Annotated in this window: 16 protein-coding genes; 11 read left to right on the forward strand and 5 right to left on the reverse strand. The window is 56.3% G+C overall.

Features of this window, described 5'->3' with window-relative positions; genetic code table 11:
* Window positions 1–80: 80 nt before the first annotated feature.
* From eccCb to VFA09_00250, 7 genes are all read left to right on the forward strand, one after another.
* Window positions 81–4,166: a type VII secretion protein EccCb gene (gene eccCb, locus VFA09_00220; protein HZU65673.1), complete on the forward strand. Its 4,086-nt coding sequence runs from the start codon at window positions 81–83 to the stop codon at window positions 4,164–4,166.
* Between the two features lie 21 nt (window positions 4,167–4,187).
* Complete coding sequence (locus tag VFA09_00225; protein ID HZU65674.1) at window positions 4,188–4,727, forward strand: ImmA/IrrE family metallo-endopeptidase; 540 nt, start codon at window positions 4,188–4,190, stop codon at window positions 4,725–4,727.
* Between the two features lie 181 nt (window positions 4,728–4,908).
* Window positions 4,909–5,802, forward strand: coding sequence for a peptidylprolyl isomerase (locus VFA09_00230; protein ID HZU65675.1), 894 nt, complete (start codon window positions 4,909–4,911; stop codon window positions 5,800–5,802).
* A 249-nt stretch (window positions 5,803–6,051) separates the two neighbouring features.
* A complete protein-coding gene (locus VFA09_00235) occupies window positions 6,052–6,525 on the forward strand; it encodes a peptidylprolyl isomerase (protein ID HZU65676.1) in 474 nt (157 codons plus the stop codon).
* A 197-nt stretch (window positions 6,526–6,722) separates the two neighbouring features.
* Window positions 6,723–8,588, forward strand: a complete 1,866-nt coding sequence (locus tag VFA09_00240) for a serine/threonine-protein kinase (protein ID HZU65677.1) — start codon at window positions 6,723–6,725, stop codon at window positions 8,586–8,588.
* A 32-nt stretch (window positions 8,589–8,620) separates the two neighbouring features.
* Entirely contained in the window at window positions 8,621–10,489 is a 1,869-nt protein-coding gene (locus tag VFA09_00245; GenBank protein ID HZU65678.1) for a serine/threonine-protein kinase, read from the forward strand.
* 132 nt (window positions 10,490–10,621) lie between these two features.
* Window positions 10,622–11,455, forward strand: coding sequence for an XdhC/CoxI family protein (locus VFA09_00250; protein HZU65679.1), 834 nt, complete (start codon window positions 10,622–10,624; stop codon window positions 11,453–11,455).
* A gap of 107 nt (window positions 11,456–11,562) precedes the next feature.
* Here VFA09_00250 and VFA09_00255 read toward each other — a convergent pair whose 3' ends face one another.
* Window positions 11,563–12,345 (reverse strand): Uma2 family endonuclease, encoded by a 783-nt coding sequence (locus VFA09_00255; protein HZU65680.1) that lies wholly within the window; start codon window positions 12,343–12,345, stop codon window positions 11,563–11,565.
* Between the two features lie 315 nt (window positions 12,346–12,660).
* Here VFA09_00255 and VFA09_00260 point away from each other — a divergent pair, with 315 nt between their 5' ends.
* The 4 genes from VFA09_00260 (at window position 12,661) to pulA (ending at window position 17,653) form a co-directional block, all read left to right on the forward strand.
* A complete protein-coding gene (locus VFA09_00260; protein ID HZU65681.1) occupies window positions 12,661–13,617 on the forward strand; it encodes a hypothetical protein in 957 nt (318 codons plus the stop codon).
* A 68-nt stretch (window positions 13,618–13,685) separates the two neighbouring features.
* Window positions 13,686–14,600, forward strand: coding sequence for a CoA-transferase (locus VFA09_00265; GenBank protein ID HZU65682.1), 915 nt, complete (start codon window positions 13,686–13,688; stop codon window positions 14,598–14,600).
* A 10-nt stretch (window positions 14,601–14,610) separates the two neighbouring features.
* Window positions 14,611–15,390, forward strand: a complete 780-nt coding sequence (locus VFA09_00270) for a CoA-transferase (GenBank protein ID HZU65683.1) — start codon at window positions 14,611–14,613, stop codon at window positions 15,388–15,390.
* Window positions 15,391–15,463: 73 nt separating this feature from the next.
* Window positions 15,464–17,653: a type I pullulanase gene (gene pulA / locus VFA09_00275; GenBank protein HZU65684.1), complete on the forward strand. Its 2,190-nt coding sequence runs from the start codon at window positions 15,464–15,466 to the stop codon at window positions 17,651–17,653.
* Here pulA and VFA09_00280 read toward each other — a convergent pair.
* From VFA09_00280 to hemW, 4 genes are read right to left on the reverse strand one after another with little or no spacing between them, the layout of a single operon-like run.
* A complete protein-coding gene (locus tag VFA09_00280) occupies window positions 17,610–19,283 on the reverse strand; it encodes an alpha-amylase family glycosyl hydrolase (protein HZU65685.1) in 1,674 nt (557 codons plus the stop codon). The two genes, pulA and VFA09_00280, sit on opposite strands and share 44 nt — an antisense overlap.
* Window positions 19,276–19,422: a hypothetical protein gene (locus VFA09_00285; protein HZU65686.1), complete on the reverse strand. Its 147-nt coding sequence runs from the start codon at window positions 19,420–19,422 to the stop codon at window positions 19,276–19,278. Before VFA09_00285 ends, VFA09_00280 begins: the two co-directional genes overlap by 8 nt.
* Window positions 19,422–21,341 carry a single-stranded-DNA-specific exonuclease RecJ gene (gene recJ, locus VFA09_00290; protein ID HZU65687.1) on the reverse strand — a complete coding sequence of 640 codons (1,920 nt, stop codon included), beginning with the start codon at window positions 21,339–21,341 and terminating at the stop codon, window positions 19,422–19,424. Before recJ ends, VFA09_00285 begins: the two co-directional genes overlap by 1 nt.
* A 20-nt stretch (window positions 21,342–21,361) precedes the next feature.
* Window positions 21,362–22,576, reverse strand: coding sequence for a radical SAM family heme chaperone HemW (hemW, locus tag VFA09_00295; GenBank protein HZU65688.1), 1,215 nt, complete (start codon window positions 22,574–22,576; stop codon window positions 21,362–21,364).
* Window positions 22,577–22,719 lie beyond the last annotated feature (143 nt).

The raw sequence follows: 22,719 nt of genomic DNA on the forward strand, positions 1-22,719 counted from the left end.
CCTGAATACGTTGTGAAAAACCGTCATCGGTCATTGGTGAATCATCTGATTTCTCAATCCGAGCAAGGGGATGTTTATATATGCAGCCAGTCGAGAACAAAACGGGTGCGCAAGCTCGCCAGGCCTTCAACCGGCCTCCACGCATCTGGATATCGCCGCCGCAGGGGAAAATCGCCATTCCTGCTCCGCCGGCAAGGGAGAGTATGCCTGCCATGCCGGGCATACTCTCCCTGCTGCTGCCAATGCTGATGGTTGTAATGCTGATTGGCATCTATATCTATGCCGATCATGGCTCTACACAACAGCTGGTCTTTCTGCTGCCTATCGCCGTTTTTTCTATCATGACCCCGCTGGCCACATTGCTGACCGCCCTGGCAAAAAAGAGAGCCGTCAAGCGCGCGTGGAAACGGAATGAGAAGCTCTACCGCAAGACGCTGGCCACACTGCGAGCAGCGTTGCTAGAGAAAGCGAACGAGCAGCGGACGGTTGCCTTGCTCAAAGACCCTGACCCGGCGGAACTCGAGACGCGCATTAAGGAGCAAAATCACCTGTGGGAGCGCCGTCCTGAAGACCCCGACTTCCTGGCAGTGCGCGTTGGCAGGGGCGCGCAGCCGTTTTCGATGGAACTGCAATTGCCAGAAATGGATCTCACCGATCCGCTGCTGCCAGAGGTGCAGAAGCTCGGCCTCGACTTCAATGTCGTGCAGGATATGCCGTGCTGTGTCTCGTTGACAAAGGTGAAGTCGCTTGGTATCACCGGACAGAGGCAAACGGTGGCCGATTTTGCGCGTGGGTTTGTCTGCCAGATTGCGACGCTGCACGCGCCAGAGGATGTGCGCATTTTCGGCGTCTTTCCCACCTCGCAAAAGCAGGACTGGGAGTGGATGAAGGAGTTGCCGCATACGATGCCGTTAAAAGCGGGCAAGCAGGAGCGACTATTCGCGACCGGGCAGGAAGACGCGGAGGAACTGTTGAACGTGCTGCTCGAGGAATTGAGCCAGCGCGCCTCTAAAGGCAACGAGGGCGAGGCCGCTGCTTCCGGCGCGCCAGTTTCACCCTTGCCACATCTCGTCGTAATTGTGCATGACTATATCGAGGTGCGCAAGCACCCTGCCCTGACGCATGCATTCAAACTGGGCGAGCAGCTGGGAGTCTCGGTGATCTACCTGGTGGCCGGTGAGCAGGATGTGCCGGGTGAGTGCCGGGGAGTTATACGCCTGCACGATGAGCAGCACCTGTCCTACGCCGCCGCCGGTTTTGCGGGAGAGACGCTGGAGCAGGTGAAGCCAGATATCATGGAACTGGCAATGGCAAGCAAAATTGCTCGCGCCCTTGCGCCGCTACACGTGGCGATAGAGGGCGAAGACGCCGATTTGCCAACGAACGTGCGACTGCTCGACCTGCTGGGCATCCCCTACGCTGATCGCCACAACATCGAGGAATGGTGGAAGTCGCCGCCTTTTGGCCGCCTGCGCGTTCCACTGGGGATAGGGTCTAAAGGTATTATCTGGATCGATTTCAACGAAAACGCGCACGGGCCGCATGGCATCATCGCCGGTACGACCGGAGCGGGCAAGAGTGAACTGCTGCAATCGTTGATTATGGGCCTGGCAGTTACCCATCACCCGCACCTGGTAAACTTCGTGCTGGTCGACTTCAAGGGTGGAGCGGCGTTCAAAGCGTTTGAACAGTTGCCGCATACCGTAGGCATGGTCACCGATCTGAGTGGCAGGCTGACCGAACGCGCGCTCATCGCTCTCAAGAGCGAATTGAGACGGCGCGAACACCTGCTGAACGAGGCCAACGCCAGGAACATCGCTCAATACCAGGCCATGCGCGCCGCCGACCCGTCCTCCCTGGAGCCTCTACCCAACCTGTTTATTATCATTGACGAATTCGCGGAACTGGCTAAAGAGCATCCCACTTTCATGGATGGGCTGGTCAGCGTGGTGCAAAAGGGGCGCAGCCTGGGAGTACACCTGATCCTGGCGACCCAGAAGCCAACAGGCGCAGTGAATCCCAATATCTGGTCCAACCTGAAGTTCCGCATCTGCCTGCGCGTGGCCTCCTTGCAAGATAGCCGCGATATGCTGGGCCGTTCGGAAGCGGCGCTACTTCCAAGCACAATTCCAGGACGCGCCTACTTCCAGATCGGCTCCGAAATCTTCGAATTGTTCCAGAGCGCCCGCATCTCGCTTCCGGCGCGTCTCTCTGATGTAGCGATGCTGGCGGCACAAACAGCAGTCGCCGGTGAAGAAGTAACCGATCAACATGTGCTCAGCGAGTTGATGAAACCTTTCCGTGAGGCGCTGAGCAGGCAACTTTTCCGCCCCTGGCCCGCGCCATTGCCCCAGCGTATCACCTTGCCCGAGCTCTACCATCGAATTCAAGCAGATACCAGTAGGGGCGGGGGTAGAGGCGGACGTGGTGTGGGGAAGCTGGCTCCGCCCTCAAGCATGGATGGTATGTTTGCATCTACGCCTTCCTTTGGCTGGCTGGTATTTCCGGTAGGTCTGGTGGATCGCCCGGTGGAGCAGCGGCAAGAGATTTTGTGGCTCGATATGCCACGCCAGGGGGGACATGTATTGATAGCAGGCGCCTCCGGCAGCGGCAAAAGCGTCTTTTTGCGCACCCTGATTACATCGCTGGCGCAGACGCACACCCCGGCGCAGCTGCATTTCTACCTGATCGATTTTGGCGGGCAGGCGCTGCGGGTCTTCGAGAAACTGCCACATGTTGGTGGGATTTTCGGCGAATCCGATGAGGAGTATATTCGCCGTTTGTTGCGCAAGCTGCAAGGGACGATTGATGAGCGCAAGAATATCTTCAGGGAACGCCAGATCGACGATTTCCTGGCCTACCAGCGCCGCCGTCTTGAGGACGAATCGCTGCCAGAATTGCCGGCGGTGATGCTGGTAATCGATAAGTTCATCGAGTTCCGGCAGGCATATGACAAAGAAATGGATTTGCTGCTCTCAATCGCGCGTTTTGGCCGTACCTATGGTGTTTACCTGGTGTTGAGTATCGACCGGCCCGTGGCGCTGCCATCGCAACTGTTGAGTCTGATCGATTTGCGCATCGGCTTGCGACTGGTGGAACTGACCGATTCGCTTATCCTGCTGAACAAACATGATGCTGCCCACATCGACCCCGGTAATCCCGGGCGGGGATATAAGCGTGGCAAGGCCAGCGAAGAGGTTCAGATTGCTCTACCGGTGGCCGGTGAGGAGGATGATGAGCAGGCGCGCCGGCTTGAGGAACTCGTCACTGCTATCGCAGGTGAGGCCGATGGGCAGGCAGCGCCGCCAATCCGGCTATTGCCGGATTATGTGCGCATCGACGACTTTTTGATTGAGGCGGCGTTCAGCAACCCGCTGGCGCCAACCTCGTGCTCGATTCGCCTGCGTATCGGTATCGAGGATCTCTCTTTGCAGCCAATCGCGGTCGAATTAAATGCTGATACCCCGCATATGCTGGTAGGCGGTGGCCCGGGCAGCGGGCGCACGGGGATCTTGCAGGCCTTTCTGATGGTGCTGGCAAGCACTCCTTCGTGCAGCGAAGCGCGTGTTATCCTCGTCGATTTCCGGCGTACCTCGCGGCTCTTCCGCCGCCTGCCCAATATCTGGATGTATGCCGATAACGAGGAGCGCTTAGGCGAGGCGATAGATGCATTGAAGGCCGAATTGCGCGTGCGTATGGCCCGCCTGCGCCAGGCATTAGAAGAGCAACAGGAAGACAATGATGAATTGCCGGATGTACCCATGCCGCCTCTGCTGTTGATGATCGATGATTACGATCAACTCGGTATCCTGACGAAAAACCCGCTCAACGATTTGAAAGAGTTCTTGCTGCAAGCGCGCGATTTGCACCTGCACATCATCATCGCGGGCACGCCGGCAGACCTGGGCCGCAGCGATATGCTGCTCCAGCAGGTCAGGGCCTGCCGCATGGGTGTTGTGCTGGGCGGAGACGCTAACGATCCACCACTACTGGGGGTGCGACTGAGCGATCTACCCCCCGGGCGCGGCTACCTGGTGCGTCGCAATACACGCAGCCTGGCGCAGTTCGGCCATGTCACCTCACAAAACGAGGCGGAGCGCAATGCGATCATTTCATCGCACCTGCAATGGCTGCGCAATCCAGAGCAGACCAGCATCGCATCATGATAGGAGCAGAATGTAACCCTTATGATCTGGAAGAAGAATAGCGAACGCATCAATAAGGCTGTCACGAGATTGCTGCAGGCGGGCCATATTTCTGAGCCACCGGTTCCTGTTGAGCAATTGGCCGAACTGTGCGGCGTTCAGATTCGCTACGTGCCATACGAGGGGCAACTGGCAAGCCTGCTCTTATGGGAAGATGGTCATACGGTGATCGGTGTAAACCGCCTGCACTCCCTTACGCGCCAGCGCTTTGCCATCGCGCACGAGTTGGGGCACCTCGAACTGCACCATCATACCGGCAGCCATATCGACCGCCACTTTTCGCTGCCCTTACACCCCCTGCCCGCGCTCTCGCCGGTTGAGTCGTTAGAATGCGAGGCCAGCACGTTTGCCGCGGAGCTGCTGGTGCCAACTCCTTTTCTCGAACATGATCTGAAGGGATTGAAAATGCCTGTCGATTACGATGATAATGCCGCGACCCTGGCGCTTGCCGGGCGCTACCAGGTCAGTTCGCAGCTCATGAGCTTCCGGCTGGTGAGCATGTACTTCTGTTCAGAACGATAAAAAATCAAGCAGTGGGGCTTGACCCAACAGCGCAAGAGCGTTATTATAGCACGGAGAAATTTAGCTGTTGGGCACCCGCCGTATAGAGATAAGAGATACGTATTGATCGTTCTGGAATTATTGGTTGGGGGCCACCGTCTTGTCATAGCTATTCACATTACGAAGGAGTCATGCCGACCCCATGCCAAAAACTACCAAACGCGCGGCCACCAGAAAGGCGGCCAGAATCGCAAAAGCTCATGCTACGGAACTGCCAAAATTGCAGGTGAAAGAGGCGCCCAGGCGAGCGCCCGGCTATAAACCGCCTGCGCGCGGCATCGCCCGCTATCCCTGGGGGGCCACCATCCTGACGATCTTGATTATTGGCTTAGGTATCTGGACCATCTACTTCTATCACGTCGGGCCGTTCGCGCTTCCTGCCTCGAACCATCATGCCGTGGTCAAACCCAACCTGAAGTTGCCGAATCCATCTCCCTGTGTCAGTTCGACTATCATCAAACAAATAACCGATACAGCGCCTGGACCCAGCGCGACCGCATTCAAGAATACGCAGCATACCTATTCGAAGGCTCCGGCTATGTCGATCAATGTCAATAAGTTTTACTGCGTGGGACTCAATACCAATCGCGGCCTGATTGTGCTGGAACTTGATCCGCAGTACGCGCCGGTAACGGTAAATAACTTTGTCTTCCTGGCCGAGCATCATTTTTATGATGGGATGGTCTTCCACCGCGTCATCCAGACCGGCAATGGCATCCATATCATCCAGACCGGCGACCCAACTGGCACGGGTACAGGCGGCCCGGGCTATAAATTTAAAGACGAACCTGTGTTGGGATCATATACCGCGGGCTGCGTGGCCATGGCAAATGCTGGCCCCAATACCAACGGTAGCCAGTTCTTCATCTGCACGGGAGATGACTCGAAGTTGCTGGCAAAGTCGTATAATCTTTTTGGGCGAGTCGTACAGGGATTGAATATCGCCCAGAAGATTCAGGGTCCTGGCGATGACCCGTCCACGAAAAACATTAAACCGGATGTCCTGGAACACGTAATCGTTGTTCAGGCTCCGTAGGGGTCAGATTATGCACTTTGACAAATTAACCCGGTAACGTACCCGTGAACTGGTCCCCTACCCGTAGGGGCCGGTTCACCGCGCCCACCGCCGATTTATCGGCCCCGCGTCCATTACCAGAGTAGTTTGTCAAACTCCATTATCGCGCCCCGGTCAGGACAGGCACCAGGCGCTGTCCCTACAGGACGAGGGATATTCCCCGATTCGATTGGAAAAATTCATTAGAGCAGAACGGAAAGGAAAGTAGATATGCCAGCGAAGCGTTACAATGCGCCACCAGAGATGCAAATTGAGACGAACAGAACCTATTCGGCAACCATTAAAACCAATAAGGGCGATATTCACCTGCAATTGAATCCGGCTGAGGCGCCTATGACGGTGAATAATTTCGTAACCCTGGCGCGCGATGGGTTTTACGATAACGTGAAGTTCCATCGCGTCGTGCCCGGTTTCGTCATCCAGGGCGGCGATCCCACCGGAACCGGTAGAGGCGGCCCGGGCTATCAGTTCAAAGACGAGCCGGTCAAACGCCAATACCGGGCGGGAACGGTGGCAATGGCCAACGCGGGCCCCAATACCAATGGCAGCCAGTTCTTCATCTGCCTGGAAGATCAGCCCAACCTGCCGCCCAACTACACCATCTTCGGCGACGTTACCTCCGGTATGGATGTCGTGCGCAACATTCGACAGGGGGATGTGATCTCGACGATTACCATCGAATAATCAATAACAAGAGTCATCCCAAATTGAGGTACAGGCAAGGAGGAGAGGGCAGCCATCACGGTACGCCCTCTCCTTGTCTACTCATCAAGATTTGGGAGGGATGATACATGTTATTGACAAGCCGCCTTACTTACTCTACAATTGATTCGATGCATTGACAATCGAACCAGGCAGGCCATTCTCAAAAAGGGGGGAGTATGGCGGAAAGCACAGGGCAGCACGCAGAGAAAATAGGGCAAAGACTCGGCAATTACCTGCTCACTTCCTTACTGGGAGCTGGGGGATTCGCGGCAGTCTATCTTGGTGAGCATATTCACCTGTCTACCCTTGCCGCGATCAAGGTGCTGCATACGCGCCTCTCGCCAGATGAGGTAGAGAAATTTCGGGCCGAGGCGCGTATCATTGCTCGCCTGGTACATCCTAATATTGTGCGCGTGCTGGACTTTGGCGTACAGGATATGACTCCTTTCCTGGTCATGGAATACGCTCCCCACGGCACACTGCGCGAGCGCTGCCCTAAAGGGACGCCCCTCTCTATCGAGACGATACTTCCTTATGTCGCGCAGGTTGCGGAAGCGTTGCAATATGCCCACGACGACAAGGTGATTCACCGCGATATCAAGCCGGAGAACATGTTCGTCGGGCGGCGGAACGAAATACTGCTCGGCGATTTCGGCATCGCCCTCGTTGCGCAAAGCTCGCGCTACCAGGGTCTACAGGATATGGCCGGGACGATGGCCTATATGGCTCCCGAACAGATTGAGGGACGACCACAGCGCGCCAGCGACCAGTACTCGTTGGGCATCGTCGTGTACGAGTGGCTCAGTGGAGATCGTCCTTTTCATGGCTCGCTGACCGAGATTGTCGCCCAGCATCTCTCGGTTCCCCCCCGGCCTTTACGTGAAAGGAACCGCGCGATCTTACCAGATGTTGAGCGCGTCGTGATGACGGCGCTCGCCAAAGACCCCAATGCCCGCTTCGGCAGCGTCAAGGCGTTTGCCAATGCCTTGCTACAGGCCGCCGCTACCTCGGAACGTCCCATCGTCGTCATGTCGCCATCGACCGTTCCTCCCTCATTGGGAGCGGCGATAACCGACCCCGCGATGCCCGCAACACAACCCCTTTCGCGTGGCGAAGCTACGAGCATGGTCCTTTGCATCTATCGCGGCCATAGTGACAAGGTGAACGCACTGGCATGGTCGCCGGATAGTAGAACTATCGCTTCGGGCGGCGATGACAAAACTTTGCAGGTGTGGGATGCATTGACTGCCGCTCACATGGTCACGGTTGGCGAATCCTCCAGTGTCAAAGCGATCAGCTGGTCGCAGCAGAGTGACCTGATTGCCTATGGCAGTGGAGACGCGACGGTACAGGTCTGGGATAGAGCAAATCAAAGGAAAATCTACACCTATCGCGGCCATTCCTCGCCGGTCATTGCCGTCGCATGGTCGCCCAGCGGTCCATTTATCGCTTCCGCGTCGCATGAGGCGAACGTGCAGGTCTGGCAACTGCCGGACTCGACGGAGATGACTCCGGCAGGTAGCATCTTGCAAGGGCACTCCTCAAGTGTAAGGACGGTGGGCTGGTCGCCCGATGGCACGCGCCTCGCGTCAGGTGGCAAAGACGGCATCGTGCAGGTATGGGACATGGCGACGGGAGCATGCATCACTACCTATCGTGGTCATAGCGATTGGGTGGATAGCGTGGCATGGTCGCCCGATGGCACAGCTATTGCCTCCGGAGCCTGGGATAGCAAGGTGAAAATATGGCAGGCGGGATCACTCCAGCAAGAGCCGCAACAGGTGTCACCTCAGGGCAACATTCTCACTTACCATGGTCATACCTCGTACATCTACAGCGTTAGCTGGTCGCCCGACGGCGCGCGTATCGCTTCAGCCAGCAAAGATGCCACCGTCCATGTATGGGATGCTGCCACCGGCCGGCGCATTTTCGTCTATCGCGGTCATACAACGGGTGTGAAAGCAGTGGCATGGTCGCCCGACGGCAGGTACCTCGCCTCGGCTGGGGATGATCAGACGGTGCAGGTATGGACGGCACCCTGATCTGGTGAGCGAATAAACAAGGAGTCGAAACAATGGCAGATCGTGCGGGACAGCAGCTTGGTCATTATCGCCTGGTCCGTTTGCTCGGCGAAGGCGGCTTCGCCCAGGTCTACCTGGGCGAGCATATTCACCTGGGCTCGCAGGCCGCGATCAAAGTCTTGCACAGCCAGTTGGCTAGCGATGATGTGGACAAATTTCTCCAGGAAGCGCGCAACCTGGTACGGCTGATCCATCCCAATATCGTCCGCGTGCTGGACTTTGGTATAGAGGAGAAGACGCCTTTCCTGGTCATGGACTTTGCTCCCAACGGTACCTTGCGCCAGCGACACCCCAGGGGAGTACCCCTGCCCCTGTCCACAGTCGTCTCCTATGTGAAACAAATAGCTGATGGCCTGCAATTTGCTCATGAAGAGAAGCTCATCCATCGTGATATCAAACCGGAAAATATGCTCATCGGACGGCGCAATGAAATCCTCTTAAGCGATTTCGGCATTGCCATCGTGGCGCAAAGTTCGCGCTATCAAAGCACGCAGGACCTGGCCGGTACCATCGCGTACATGGCTCCCGAACAGATTCAGGCGCATCCACGTCCTGCCAGCGACCAGTATTCGCTGGGCATCGTTGTCTACGAATGGCTTACCGGTGACCGTCCCTTTCATGGCGGCTTCTCCGAGATTGCTATCAAGCATACCATCATGCCACCTCCACCCCTGCGCGAACGCATTCCCACCGTTTCACCTGATGTGGAACAGGTGGTCTTAACGGCCCTGGCCAAAGACCCCAAAGATCGCTTTGGCAGCATGCAGGCTTTCGCCAGAGCATTTGAGCAGGCCAGTTTGTCGGATCAGCATGCTCACCTGGCTCCCACCATTATCGTGAAGCCACCTGAACCGGTGGTACTGGCTTCACCTCTGGTGACCCCTTCGAATACTCCTTCCTCGCCGCAGCTTCCACCCATGCAGCTTGCCAGAGTTTCAAATGAAGTCGGAGCCATTCTTCATATCTATCGCGGTCATACAGGCCGCGTGAATACCGTAGCCTGGGCACCGGATGGGGAAAGAATTGCTTCAGGCAGCGATGATAAAACGGTGCAGATTTGGGATGCGGTTACTGGAGAAAAGATAAGTATCTGTACTGGCCATGCTAAACAGGTGAATGCAGTTGCATGGTCACCGGATGGTTCGCGCGTTGTTTCTGGGAGCAGTGATGCGAAAGCACAGGTTTGGGACCCTGCCGCGGGCAACAAGATAATTACCTATTATCATGCTGGAGGCGTCAATACAGTGAAATGGTCACCAAATAAGCAATTTATCGCCTCTGCCGGCGAAAGTCAGGAGGTGCAGATATGGGATTCTATTCAAGGCTTTCGTGTGCTTAGCTTTCGTGGTCGTTCCCATACTGTGACCGATCTGAGCTGGTCTCCTAATGGAGTATTTCTGGCTTCTGCGGGGAATGATAGTGAAATCCAGATATGGAATACATCTTTTGGCCAGAAAGTTCTCAGCTATACCAATCACTCTAATTGGGTAAATGCATTGTGCTATTCACCAGACGGAACCGGCCTTGCATCTGCAAGTGATGATAGGTCAGTACAAGTAACACTTCTAGCGCCAGGGAGAAACCTTTTTTCTCTGCAAGAGCCGAAAAGCATCTTCACCTTAAGAGGCCATAGTGGTAAAGTATTCGCGGTAGCGTGGTCACCTGATGGGAAATATATCGTTTCCGGTTCTCTGGATGGTACAGTGAAAATATGGGATAGCACTACTGGCAGTAACATCTACACTTATTCCGGTCATTCTACTAAAGTAGGCACCGTAGCATGGTCGCCCAACGGCAAAATGATTGCGTCCGGGTCCTGGGATGGTGCAGTGCATATCTGGGTTGCCCCTTCATTCATGTGAACCAACCTGATCTTTCCCCACACTCAACGAAATAACATAGTAATTCAGGCACTGTCCCTACAGATATGATATAGTATAAAGCACACAGAGTACTCAACGACTGAGCACAGGCAAGAAACACAGGATAGAACTATGAATGCCACATCCATCTACAGCGAAATACAGGCAGCTTTGAAGCAGGGCGAGCGGGTAGCAGTCGCCACCGTCGTCAAAACCATCGGCGCGGCTCCCTGCGGCGTTGGCACCAAAATGCTGGTGCGCGCCGACGGTACTACCAGCGGCAGCTTCGCCGGTTCCAAAGTTGATATGCAAGTTGCCCAGAGCGCCTTGCAAGCCTTGCAAGAGGGCAAATCGAGCATCACTCACGTTCACCTTGACCCTGACCAGGCCGTGGGCAGTTGCGGGGCCACGCTCGAATTGTTCATCGAAGTACTGTACCCCGAACCGCGCCTCATCATCGCCGGAGCAGGAAATGTCGCGCAGGCCCTGGCTCGCCTGGCAACCCAGCTTGATTACCGCATCGTCGTCGTCGATGACCGGCGCGACCTGGCCGACCCGCACATGTTCGGCGATAAGATACAGCTCACCTTCGGCGATATCCCCCAGACTATTCGCGAACTGGAACCCGACGAGGCCAGCTGGATTGTCATCGTCACGCGCGGCCATCACCTCGATAAAGATGCCCTGCGCGCCGCCCTGGAAACCTCCGCTCGCTACGTCGGCATGATCGGTAGTCCCGGCAAGATCAAGAACATTTTCCGCGACCTGCTGCGAGAAGGATTTCCGCGCGAGCGCCTTGAGCAGGTACACTCGCCGATTGGCCTTGATCTAGGAGCGGAGACGCCGGAAGAAATCGCCCTCAGCATCGCCGCCGAAATGCTCATGTTGCGCAAGCATGGCACCGGCGCATCCCTGAAGACTATGCATCACTTTCTGGATGACCTGGTAGCGGCAGAAAGCCGTTGATTCCACGCTCAATAAGCGTGAAGGTAGAGCCTGATTCAGTGAAGACTATAGCCGGTCATTCATCCTGCAGTCTCGCATGTGCCATCTACTTACTCTATGGGTAGGTGTTAGAGTGGTTGATCAGGATCAATGCCGAGCGCACGCAGCTTCTCGGCGAGAGCTTGAGCGCGAGCTGCTTCTACCTGCAGTTGCTGGATAGCTGCCTGGGCGCGAGCTGCTTCCCGCGTAGCCCGCGCAGCCTCCCGCTCGGCTCTCTCTGCTTCGGCCTGACGTACTGCCGTCTCCACCTCTATTTCGGTGAGTCTGCGGTTCCATAACAGGTCATAGAGGCGTAAATACTTGCCATCCGCCTTGAGCCAACTACGCAATTGTGGACTCCATAACCTACCATCTAGTTCCGGCAACACCTTTTGCAATGGCCTTGTAATGGCGTTTCGCTGCCAGCCAAACAAACGGCCTCCTTTACGCCGGCTCAATGGCAGGGGCGGGTCGTAGGGGTCGAAGGCGTAGTATTCCAGCACGCCCATCTGGGCATACGTCAATGGTTTCTCGTCCAGGTCCCGCTTCCACGTCTTGTCGGAAGCGAACTCGAAGACGACTTGAGGCGCCGGGCCGGTGATACCAACGCGCCAGCTGATCTCCTCACGATACGGCACACCCTTGATGACGGCAATATCGGGCGCTATCGGATATTCCATTTCATCGTTGGTGACGTAGAAGTTCAGATTGACCTGCACCGAACAGATCTGGCCACGAAAGAGCCACTTGAGGACTTCCTCGAGATACACGATTGATACGTGATGCAGGGTGGTTTCCCCCATCAGGTCCTCCTCGGTGGGATGGCTATCATAATAGTAGGAAACCGTCTTGTCTCTGCTGTGCTCGATCATAGCTACTCCTTGTGTATCTCGCCTCATGCAGGTCGCCTCCCCTCAAAGCGCCTTATTCCTCACCATTCTCTCAAAAATTGCCAGCTTCTCTTGTTCCGCATTGATCTGCGGAATAACCTCTTGCCAAATCTATAATAACACAGATGCAACCGCGCTACAAGCCGCAAAAGCTCTGGGTAAATATCTCGACGGCTTGAAAATCTGGGCAGAAAGAATGATAATACATAAAGCAGCCAGATTTCCTGGCTGTTGAAACGTATTTTGCGAGATTCGTTGGTAAAAGCCGCTCCACAGAGCTTCCTCTGAAGGAAATACATGTTGTTAAAAAATCGGATCATTCTCACATATACTACCGGACTTATCTGTCTTCTACTACTTACTTCCTGCGAGCATACATCTACTCCTGCCGCCTCTCCGACTGAAACCGCGACTGCCTCTCCGACCGCGCCAGCCATAACATCCACTGTCACCACAAATGGCACCCCTGACACAACACCTACCCACTATACAGCGCGGGTAATTGTATCAGGTGGGAGACGGCCCGATGACCTGGCCTTTGACCCGCAGGGACGCCTGGTCTTCAGCGATTTCTATAATGGAACCGTCAGCCGCGTCAATGCGGATGGCTCGATTACCGTACTTGTCAGTGGCATCGCCGGTCCCGAAGGCATCGCCTTCCTGCCTGACGGCACCATGATTATCGCGGAACAGCAGACGAATCGCATCCTCAGCCTTGCTCCCGGAGCCACCTCGCTCACCGTCTTGCGCACGCTCCCCGGCACTCCTGGCGGCCCGCCCTGCAAAGACGGCGTAGATGGCATCGCTTATGATCCTATCACTCAGACGCTGATTATACCGGACAGCCCCACGGGCAATGTCTATCGTATGAGCCTGGATGGGCAGAAACTCACGCTGCTGGCATCCGGCATTCCGCGCCCGGTTGGAGCAGCGGTCGATCAGAATGGCACCGTCTATATTGCGGACGAATGCGGTGGATCGCTCTGGATTATCGCGCCAAACGGCAAGACGACCCGCATGGGCGGTTTTGGCAAGCTTGACGATGTCGAGCTTGATTCCCGTGGCAATATCCTGGTCATCGACCTGGCCCCATCCATACACGCGCTCATTCGCATTCGCCGCTCGACGGGCAAGCGCGAGGTTCTGGCCAGCAAGGGCTTTATCGAGCCGCAAGGACTGGTCATCGATAAAAACGATGATATATTTGTATCAGATGATTACGCCGATAAGATTGTGGAGTATAAACCCGTATGAAGAAACTTTGGGATTCTTCGCTTCACTCAGAATGACATCGAGGATAAGATTGTGGAGTATAAACCTGTATGAAGAAACTTATGACCATGGCCGAGGCCATTGCGCAATTCGTTCCTGATGGCTCGTCGATTGCCATCGGACTGGCGCTCGAGCCGCTGATACCTTTTGCCGCCGCGCATGAGATCATTCGCCAGCAGCGGCGCAACCTGACGCTGATCGGACCTATTTCCGACATCCTTTTCGATCAGTTAATCGGCGCGGGCTGCGTCGAGAAAATCTCCGCGGCCTGGGTGGGTAATGTTAGCGAGGGATTGGCGCATTGCTATCGCCGCGCCACCGAACAGTCCATCCCGCGTCCCATCGTCACCGAGGATTACAGCAACTTCACCATCGGATTGGCGCTGCTGGCCGCCGGGATCGGTTCGCCCTATATTCCCACGCGCACGCTGCTGGGTGGCGATATTCCGCGCAAAAATACCACGTTGCGCACTATCTCTTCACCGGACGATGGCACACCGTTGCTACTCGTTCCTGCCTTGCGGCCCGATGTCACGATCATTCACGTGCAGCGCAGCGACGAGGACGGCAACGCTCATATGTGGGGAAGTTCCGGCATCACCGAACAGGCCATGCTCGCGGCGCGCGACGTAATTATCGTGGCAGAGGAAATCGTGCCGCGCGAGGTGATCGTGAGCGACCCGAACCGCGTGTTGGGGCCATCCTTCAAAGTGCGGGCAGTCGTGCATGAGCCGTGGGGAGCGCATCCCTCAGCTGTCCAGGGCTATTACAACCGCGACCATGCCTTTTACCATGAATATCACACGCGCACACGCACGGTCGAGGGCTACGCATCCTGGCTCGACGACTGGGTGCTCAGCACACCCAATCGCGCCGCCTACCTTGCCAGGTTGGGCGAAGAGCGCCTGAGCAGCCTGGGCATCAAAGAGCATCGCTACGCCGCGCCCGTGGATTACGGATATTAGAGGATCATCTATGGAATACACACCGCGAGAACTGATGGTTGTCTGCGCCGCCAGGCAGATACACGACGGCGAAAATGTCTTTGTCGGCATGCGCCTGCCCCTGATAGCATTCGCGCTTGCCAAACGCACGCACGCGCCCAACTGCATCGGACTCTTCGAGACGGGCACCATCCGCGATGAACCGTCCGCGGAACTGCTCTACACGATGGGCGACGCGCCGAATATCACGGGTGCCTTATGGACGACCGGCACGCTCAACGTCATGGCGCCCATGGCGGCAGGCGACGTACACCTTGGATTCATCGGCGGCGCGGAGGTTGATCGTTACGGCAACCTCAATACCTCGCTGATCGGCGACTGGCAGCATCCGAGTGTGCGCCTGCCTGGCAGTGGTGGCGGAGCCGATATCGCCTCGTTTTCGCAGCGACTCGCCATCATCATGCAGCACGACCGCCGCCGCCTGCGCGAAAAAGTGGACTTCGTGACCAGCCCCGGCTACGGCTATCCCGATGAACATGGGCCTGCCGGAATGGCCTGGCGTAAACGTGTCGGCCTGCCAAGAGGTGGCCCCAGCGCGCTCATCACCACCCTGGCCGTTTTCACATTCGACCCCACAAACGGCGAGGCCATGCTCCAATCCTACCATCCCGGCACCACGATAGAGCAGGTGCAGGAGCAAACAGGTTGGAAATTGCGGCTGGCTCCCGACTGCAAAGAAACAGTGCCACCAACCGAGGATGAGCTGCAGGTAATTCGCGAACACGACCCGCGGGGGGTCTGGACACGTTGAATAAGGTAGGGGCGTACCCTTGAGGTCGCCCTGGCACTTTATCGTGAAAGGGCCTGGACACGTTGAAGTTCCCATGTTAAAACTCCCTGCCGCCATCAATGCATACCTGGATGCTGATACGACAATCATCGTCAAGCTCAGCGAGCCTCTCACGCTGCCTTTTGCCGTGGAAGATGTAACACTGACCGACGCGACGACGGGTCTTGCTCTCCCTGTTACCGGCATAGTCGAGGGGCCCGTAGGGGCCGATTCATCGCGCCCAGTGCCGATTGATCGGCCTGCCACCATCCAGACCGACCTTATCGAAGTAACATTGGCCCAGGCTCCAGATGTAACCCACAGCCTGTCCATCACCATCAAAGGATACACAGCCTGTCCTGTTACGCCGCGCAATGTCTTAAATGGCGAGCAATACGTTTATCGTGGAAACGACCTGGGCGCTACCTATGCGCCGCGGGCCAGCTCGTTCCGCCTCTGGGCTCCCATGGCCTCGCAAGTACAGCTCTTATTGTTCGATAGTGAGACCGGTCCTTTGCGGCGGCAGGTTCAGATGCTGCCAGGAGCCAATGGCACATGGCATAGCGAGGTTTCCGGTGATTTGCGGAACTGGTACTACCTCTACGCGGTGACTGTGCATGGCACGACGCTGGAAGCCGTCGATCCTTATGCCAGAGCGATAGCAGTCAATGCGACACGAGGCATGATTATCGATCCGCAAGAAACCAATCCACCGGGATGGGAGCAGGATCGCTACGTGACCCTCGCTCACCCGCAGGATGCCATCATCTACGAGGTGCATGTACGCGATTTCTCGATCAACCCGAATTCAGGAATAACGCATCGGGGGAAATATCTGGCCTTTACGGAACGCGGCACAAAAGGGCCTGGCGACGTGGCGACGGGCGTGGATCATCTGAAAGAACTTGGCATCACGCACGTGCAGTTGCAGCCAATACAGGAGTTCGCGAGCATCGATGAGAACAATCCCGATCAATACAACTGGGGCTATGACCCGCGCAACTACAATGTGCCCGAAGGCGCCTACGCAACAACGCCGCATGGCACTGCCCGTATCATCGAATGCAAGCAGATGATCCAGAGCCTGCACGGCGATGGTATCGGCGTCGTTCTGGATGTCGTCTATAACCACACCTATGCCATTCGCGATTCCGACTTCGATAAGATCGTTCCACAATACTACTATCGCACCGATTACTCGGGGAACTATACCAACGGCTCCGGCACCGGCAACGAGATTGCCGCCGAGCGGCCAATGGTGCAGAAATTCATCCTTGACTCCCTCGTGTATTGGGCGCAGGAATATCATGTTGATGGCTTTCGCTTCGACCTGATGGCCCTGCTTGGCATCGACACCATGAAAAGGATTTCGGAAACGCTGCATACTATCAATCCCCATGCGCTGCTCTACGGGGAACCGTGGACCGGCGGCACTTCAGGTTTGCCGGACAGCGAATTACTCACGAAAGGGCGGCAGCGAGGACTCGGCATCGCCGTTTTCAACGACGATATCCGCGATGCGCTCTGCGGCAGCGTCTTTGATGCTACAGCAAAAGGCTTCACGACAGGCGCGCCGGGACTTGCCGGCAGAATTGCGAGCGCGGTAGAGGGCAGCGTCGATGCTTTCGCCGCTTCGCCAGCAGAAAGCATCAATTACGTAACAAGTCACGATAACTACGCGCTATGGGATAAAATTACGCTCAGCACGCCGGATGCCACCCAGGAAGAGCGTATCAAGATGGATGAACTCGCCCAGGCAGTGATTATGACCTGCCAGGGCATCGCCTTCCTGCATGGCGGCGAGGAGCTATTGCGTACCAAAGGCGGCAATTCCAACAGTTACAACGCCGGCGATACCGTCAACCAGTTCGACTGGTCGCGTAAAGAGCAGTATTTGAGGGTGTTCAGGTACTATACTTGCCTGATCCACCTGCGCCGGATGCATCCTGCCTTCCGCATGACACCGGCAAGCGCTATTCGCGATCACCTCACCTTTCACGACAGCCCCGAGAACACATTGATGTTTGAACTGCGGAACCATGCCAATGGCGATGATTGGAAAAATATCCTCGTCATCTACAATCCCAACAGGGCCGATATAGTATGCGCATTGCCTCCCGGCAACTGGATCATTGTAGCTACTCGGGACCGCGTAAGCGAAAGCTACCTGGGACAGGCTTCTCGGGAAGTAATCGTGCCGGCTATTTCGTGCGTGATGTTGTACCAGGATGGAGTATCTCAATAACACACCCCTCGTTCCCTCTCAAGCTCAGAGAAGTGAGTTCAACCGCCTCCTCATGATCAAGGTGTGTCGAAAGCAGGATACGGCCATTGCCCAACCCGGCCAGCCGTATTCGCTGCTCGTTACTCGAAAAATTCAGCGCGATGAGAAACCGCTGATTTTCAGACTGCCGCGTGTAGACGAAACAGTCACCAGGAGCGCCCTCGATAGCGGCGTAACTTCCTACCGAGAGAGCGGGAGTGGCACGGCGCAGCTGGAGCAACGCGCGTGTAAGCGCAAGCATCGAATGGCTATCTTCGCGCTCGACGGCAACATTCGTTTGTTTATAATCGGCGGGAATGGGCAGCCAGGGTTTGATGGTGGGAGCGCAGAAGCCGGCGTTGGGAGAAGCGTCCCACTGCATGGGTGTGCGTTCAGGGTCGCGGCCCACTCCTTTACCTGGCTGGGCGATTTCCCATGGGTCCTGGATGTACTCGGGCGGTATCTCGCCATCGTGCATGCCGATTTCTTCGCCGTAATACACGGTTGGCGTGCCGCGTAATGTGAGTAGCAACAGCATGGCGATACGCGCCTGCTCAGCGCCCACGCGAGCCGCGATGCGTGGTTCGTCATGATTGCTCAACACGTAGTTCGGCCAGGCGCCCGCTGGCAGAGCGGATTCGACGGCGTTCACAAGTTTTTGTACAGCTGCGGCCTTCCAGGGAATGCTTAACAGTCCGAAGTTGAGCGGCATGTGCATTTCATCAAGCTGCAAGCCATAATAGCTGGCCCACTCCGGCCAGTCGAAGATATGCATCTCGCCAACCGACACGCGCGGCGACGTTTCACTATATGCATCCAGAAGCTGGCGCAGTTCGCGATACACCTCGTGGACATCTGGATGCGCCTTGTCATGAATATGCAACTGGGAATCATACTCGGTGACAGGTTTGTAACCCGTCTCTCCTGGATTGGGATTGGGTGGATTATCGCGCAATTGCGGGTCTTTCATGATGCGGTGCGCAGAGTCAATGCGCAGTCCGTCCACTCCGCGGTCGAGCCAGAAGCGCGCCACATCGAACATGGCCTCTTTGACGGCTGGATTGCGCCAGTTGAGGTCGGGCATAGCTTTGTGATAGGAATGAAGATAATACTGACCTGTCACGGCATCCCATTCCCAGGCCGAACTGCCCCAGCTTGCCAGCCAGTTGTTGGGCGGCGAGCCATCAGACTTGGGATCAGCCCATACATACCAGTCGCGCCTGGGATTGTCGCGCGAGGAACGCGATTCGATGAACCAGGGATGCCGGTCAGACGTATGATTGGGTACGTAATCCATAATGATCTTCAAATTCCGTTGATGGGCCTCTTTCACGAGCATGTCGAATGCTGCCAGGTTGCCGAAAAGCGGATCGATATCCGTAAAGTTGCTGATATCGTAGCCGAAATCGACCATCGGCGAGGGATAAATGGGAGAAAGCCAGAGAGCATCGACTCCCAGCCAGCTCAGATAGTCCAGTTTCTCGATGATGCCGGCGAGGTCGCCAACGCCATCGCCATTGCTATCCTTGAAACTGCGCGGGTAGATTTGATAGATGACTCCTGATTGCCACCAGAGGGATTGGTGGGGGGAAATGTCGTGCGCTTTACTCATTGTTCTTGCCATCTTCGGACAGGTCACAGGCCTGTCCGGTCTCGTCCCAACCGCCAGGAGCAACGCGCCTGCTTTCGGGTGAAAGCGCCACAGTGGTTACGGAATACGTCTCATAGCTATGGCCTCGTCTGAATCGCATTATCGCACTTGCTCCATGTGTAATATCTTCAGCCAGATATCCTGCCGGTCGTCATTATCCTGCGAATTCCAGGCCTGTTCCAGGCTAAAAATCACGTCTACGAGCGCGCCTTCCGGCAAGGACTCGATCTGTGACCCGCCGCGAATATAGGTGCCATTGAACTGGACAGTAGTGCCATTGGTAGTCGTTCTGAGGCGCACGCGCAGGTGGCGACCTTCCATACCGCTCTGCCAGCGACGATACAGGCGCAGGCGTTCCATCTTAAAAACAGGTTCTGGATTGCCCGCGCCATAGGGGGCCAGCATGCTCACTTTGTTATAGGCGTCATAATTGAGATATTCCGGCTTCGTAATCAGCAGGTCAATCTTACGCGTGGTGGTTGGCGGTGCCAGTTCCTGCTCGATGACCGCACCAGGCTCAATCAATTGGGCCAATTCGGCGCCGCCGGTTATCCCAGATGTCTCCACGGCAGCTATTTCAATGCCGGGCGGGATAAGCGGGACCCCGTGAGATTCTGAAGCGGGCCGATCAATCGGCGCTGGGCGCGATGAATCGGCCCCTACGGTGTTTTCTTCGCGCCAGGCAAGTAGGTGGGCGTGCAGTTCCTCAATATTGGCATTGGCGATGGTGAAACCTGCGGCCTGGGCATGGCCCCCAAAACGCTCGAAAAGATCGGCGCGCTCGCGCAAGGCTAAAATAATATTGAAGCCATCGGCGCTGCGCGCGGAACCACGGCTGGACTCGCTATCCTGGCTGAGGACGAAGACGGGACGGTGTATTTCTTCCGATAAACGGCCTGCTACCAGGCCGATAATACCCTCTGGCCAGGTCTCTTTATCGCCATATAGCAGCACGACCTGCTTGTCGGCCTGGCTCTGTGCCTGTTCTCGCACCAGCTTCATCAATTCCTCTGTCTGCTGCTGCCGCAGGAAGTTCAGTTCTTCCAGTTCTCTGGCGCGCTCTTGCGCAACGTTGGGATCGTCTGTCGTCAGCAGTTCAAAAGCGATGGCGGCATCCTTCATGCGCCCGGCGGCATTAATACGTGGTCCCAATACATATGAAATATCGCGCTCGCGCAGTTTGCCGGGCTGGAGGCGCGTAATGGTAATGAGCGCTTGCAGGCCAGGATTTTTCGTCGCATTGAGTTGTTGCAATCCCAGGCGCACCAGCGTGTGGTTTTCGCCGAGCATCTGCCCAACATCGCCGACAGTGCCGATTGCGACGAGATCAAGCAGATCGCGCTCTTCTGGCTCGCGACCATAGGCGCGAAAGAGCGCCTGCGCCAGTTTGAAGGCGATGCCTACGCCGCACAGGTAGCGTTCAGGATAGGTACAATCGGGCCGCCAGGGATTGATCATGGCACAGGCCTGTGGGAGCGGATCCGGGGGATTATGATGGTCGGTAATGATGATATCGATACCAAGACTTCGCGCATATTCAACGGCTGAAACATCCGAACTGCCACAATCGGTAGTAATGATCAGGCTGGTGCCGCGTCCGCGAATTCTGTCGATGCCCTCTTTGCTCAATCCACGAATATCGCGCAGGCGGCTGGGTATGAAGCAATCCAGCGGAGCAGCGGGATGCTTGAGGGCACGCAGCGCGCGGATCAGTAGCGCGGCAGACGTAACACCGTCGGCATCGAAATCCCCGAAAACCGTTATATGTTCCCCATTGGCAAGCGCGCGTTGAATGCGTTCCAGCGCCTTATCCATGTCGATTAATGTGAGTGGATCAGGAATCTGATCGTAGCGCGCATCGAGAAAGGCACGCATGGCGACCGGCGATTTGATGCCCCGATTGTAGAGCAATTGGGCGTGCAGGTATGCTATCCCTGCCTGCTGGTATTCCAGCACTTGCTCTTTCGTCAGAAGATCATGCATGCCCCAGGACGATGTTGCAGAAGATGCTCTTTCCACGTGCCTATCCTTTTTCAAATTTATTCGTCGGGAAGTAAGCGCAGGAAGACCTCGTTGCCGAGCAGGCGCCCGCGCTTACTGAGACGCAGCCAATCCCCCATTTGTTCCAGGAGTCCGGCTTCTTGCACCGGGCGCAAGCGGTCGCCCGCAAAATGGCTAAACGGCTCCCCGAAACGCTGCTCGAATGTTGGAAGATGCAGGCCCGATGCGGTACGCAGGCCAAGAAATGCCGTCTCCGACATTTCCTGCGCGCGTTCAACCCTTTCGCCTTCAGCCTCGGGCCGGCGCTGTTGCTTGAGCAGGCGCATATACTCCCGCGGGTCCAGAATATTGGAGAAGCGCCTGCCGGCGAAAAAAGAATGCGCGCCCGCGCCCATGCCAAGGTAGGGAAGATTGCGCCAGTAGGTCAGATTATGCTGGCTCTGGTGGCCGGGCAGCGCCCAGTTGGAGATCTCGTAATTCTCATATCCCTCGGCCTGCAGGCGCTCATCAGCATACTCGTACATATCCGCGCACAGGTCTTCATCACCGGGAGTAATACGTCCTTCCTGCGTCCAGGCATAGAACGGTGTGCCCTCCTCAATAATCAAGGAGTAGAGCGAAAAATGTTCGGGATGCAGTGCAAGCGCCGAATCGAGCGTTTCGCGCCAGTGGCGCATGGTCTGTCCTGGCAGGCCAAACATAAAATCGAGGTTGATGGATGTGAAGCCAGCAGCACGCGCATGTTGCAAGGCCTCGGTGATCTCTTCAGGTGAGTGGATGCGCCCCAGCGCCTTGAGCAGGCCGGCATCGAAGCTCTGAGCGCCCATACTGAGGCGATTGACTCCGGCAGCACGCAGTTCTACCAGCTGCTCGCGACAAAGCGTACCAGGGTTGGCCTCGAGCGTAATTTCGGCATCCGCGTCAACGGCGAAAGACTGGTGACACGCAGCAAGCAGGCGCGTGACCTGTTCCACCGTCAGAAGGCTGGGTGTGCCACCGCCAAAAAAGATGGTGCGCGAGCGGCGCGGTGACCCATCATCATGCCGGGCCATCTCTCCTGCCAGCTCTATCTCCGTCAGCAGAGCGCGGACATACGGCTCGCGCAGGGGCAGAATACCGGCATAGGTGTTGAAATCACAATAGTAGCAGCGTGTATGGCAGAAAGGGATGTGCAGGTACAGAGAAACGGTCTCTAAAAGTTCCTGAACAGGTATTGTATCAATCTTATAAATGGATGGCGTCGCGATAGTCATGGATGGCCTTTTTTTATATAAAGCTGGAGTGGATTCTTCGCTGCGCTCAGAATGACAGGCCCCAGGAAGGAAAACGAGCAAAAGGGCACCGGCTATTCCCGCGAGGGATTCTTCGCTGCGCTCAGAATGACATGGTGCGCACC

The organism is Ktedonobacteraceae bacterium, assembly GCA_035653615.1.
Taxonomy (GTDB): domain Bacteria; phylum Chloroflexota; class Ktedonobacteria; order Ktedonobacterales; family Ktedonobacteraceae; genus DASRBN01.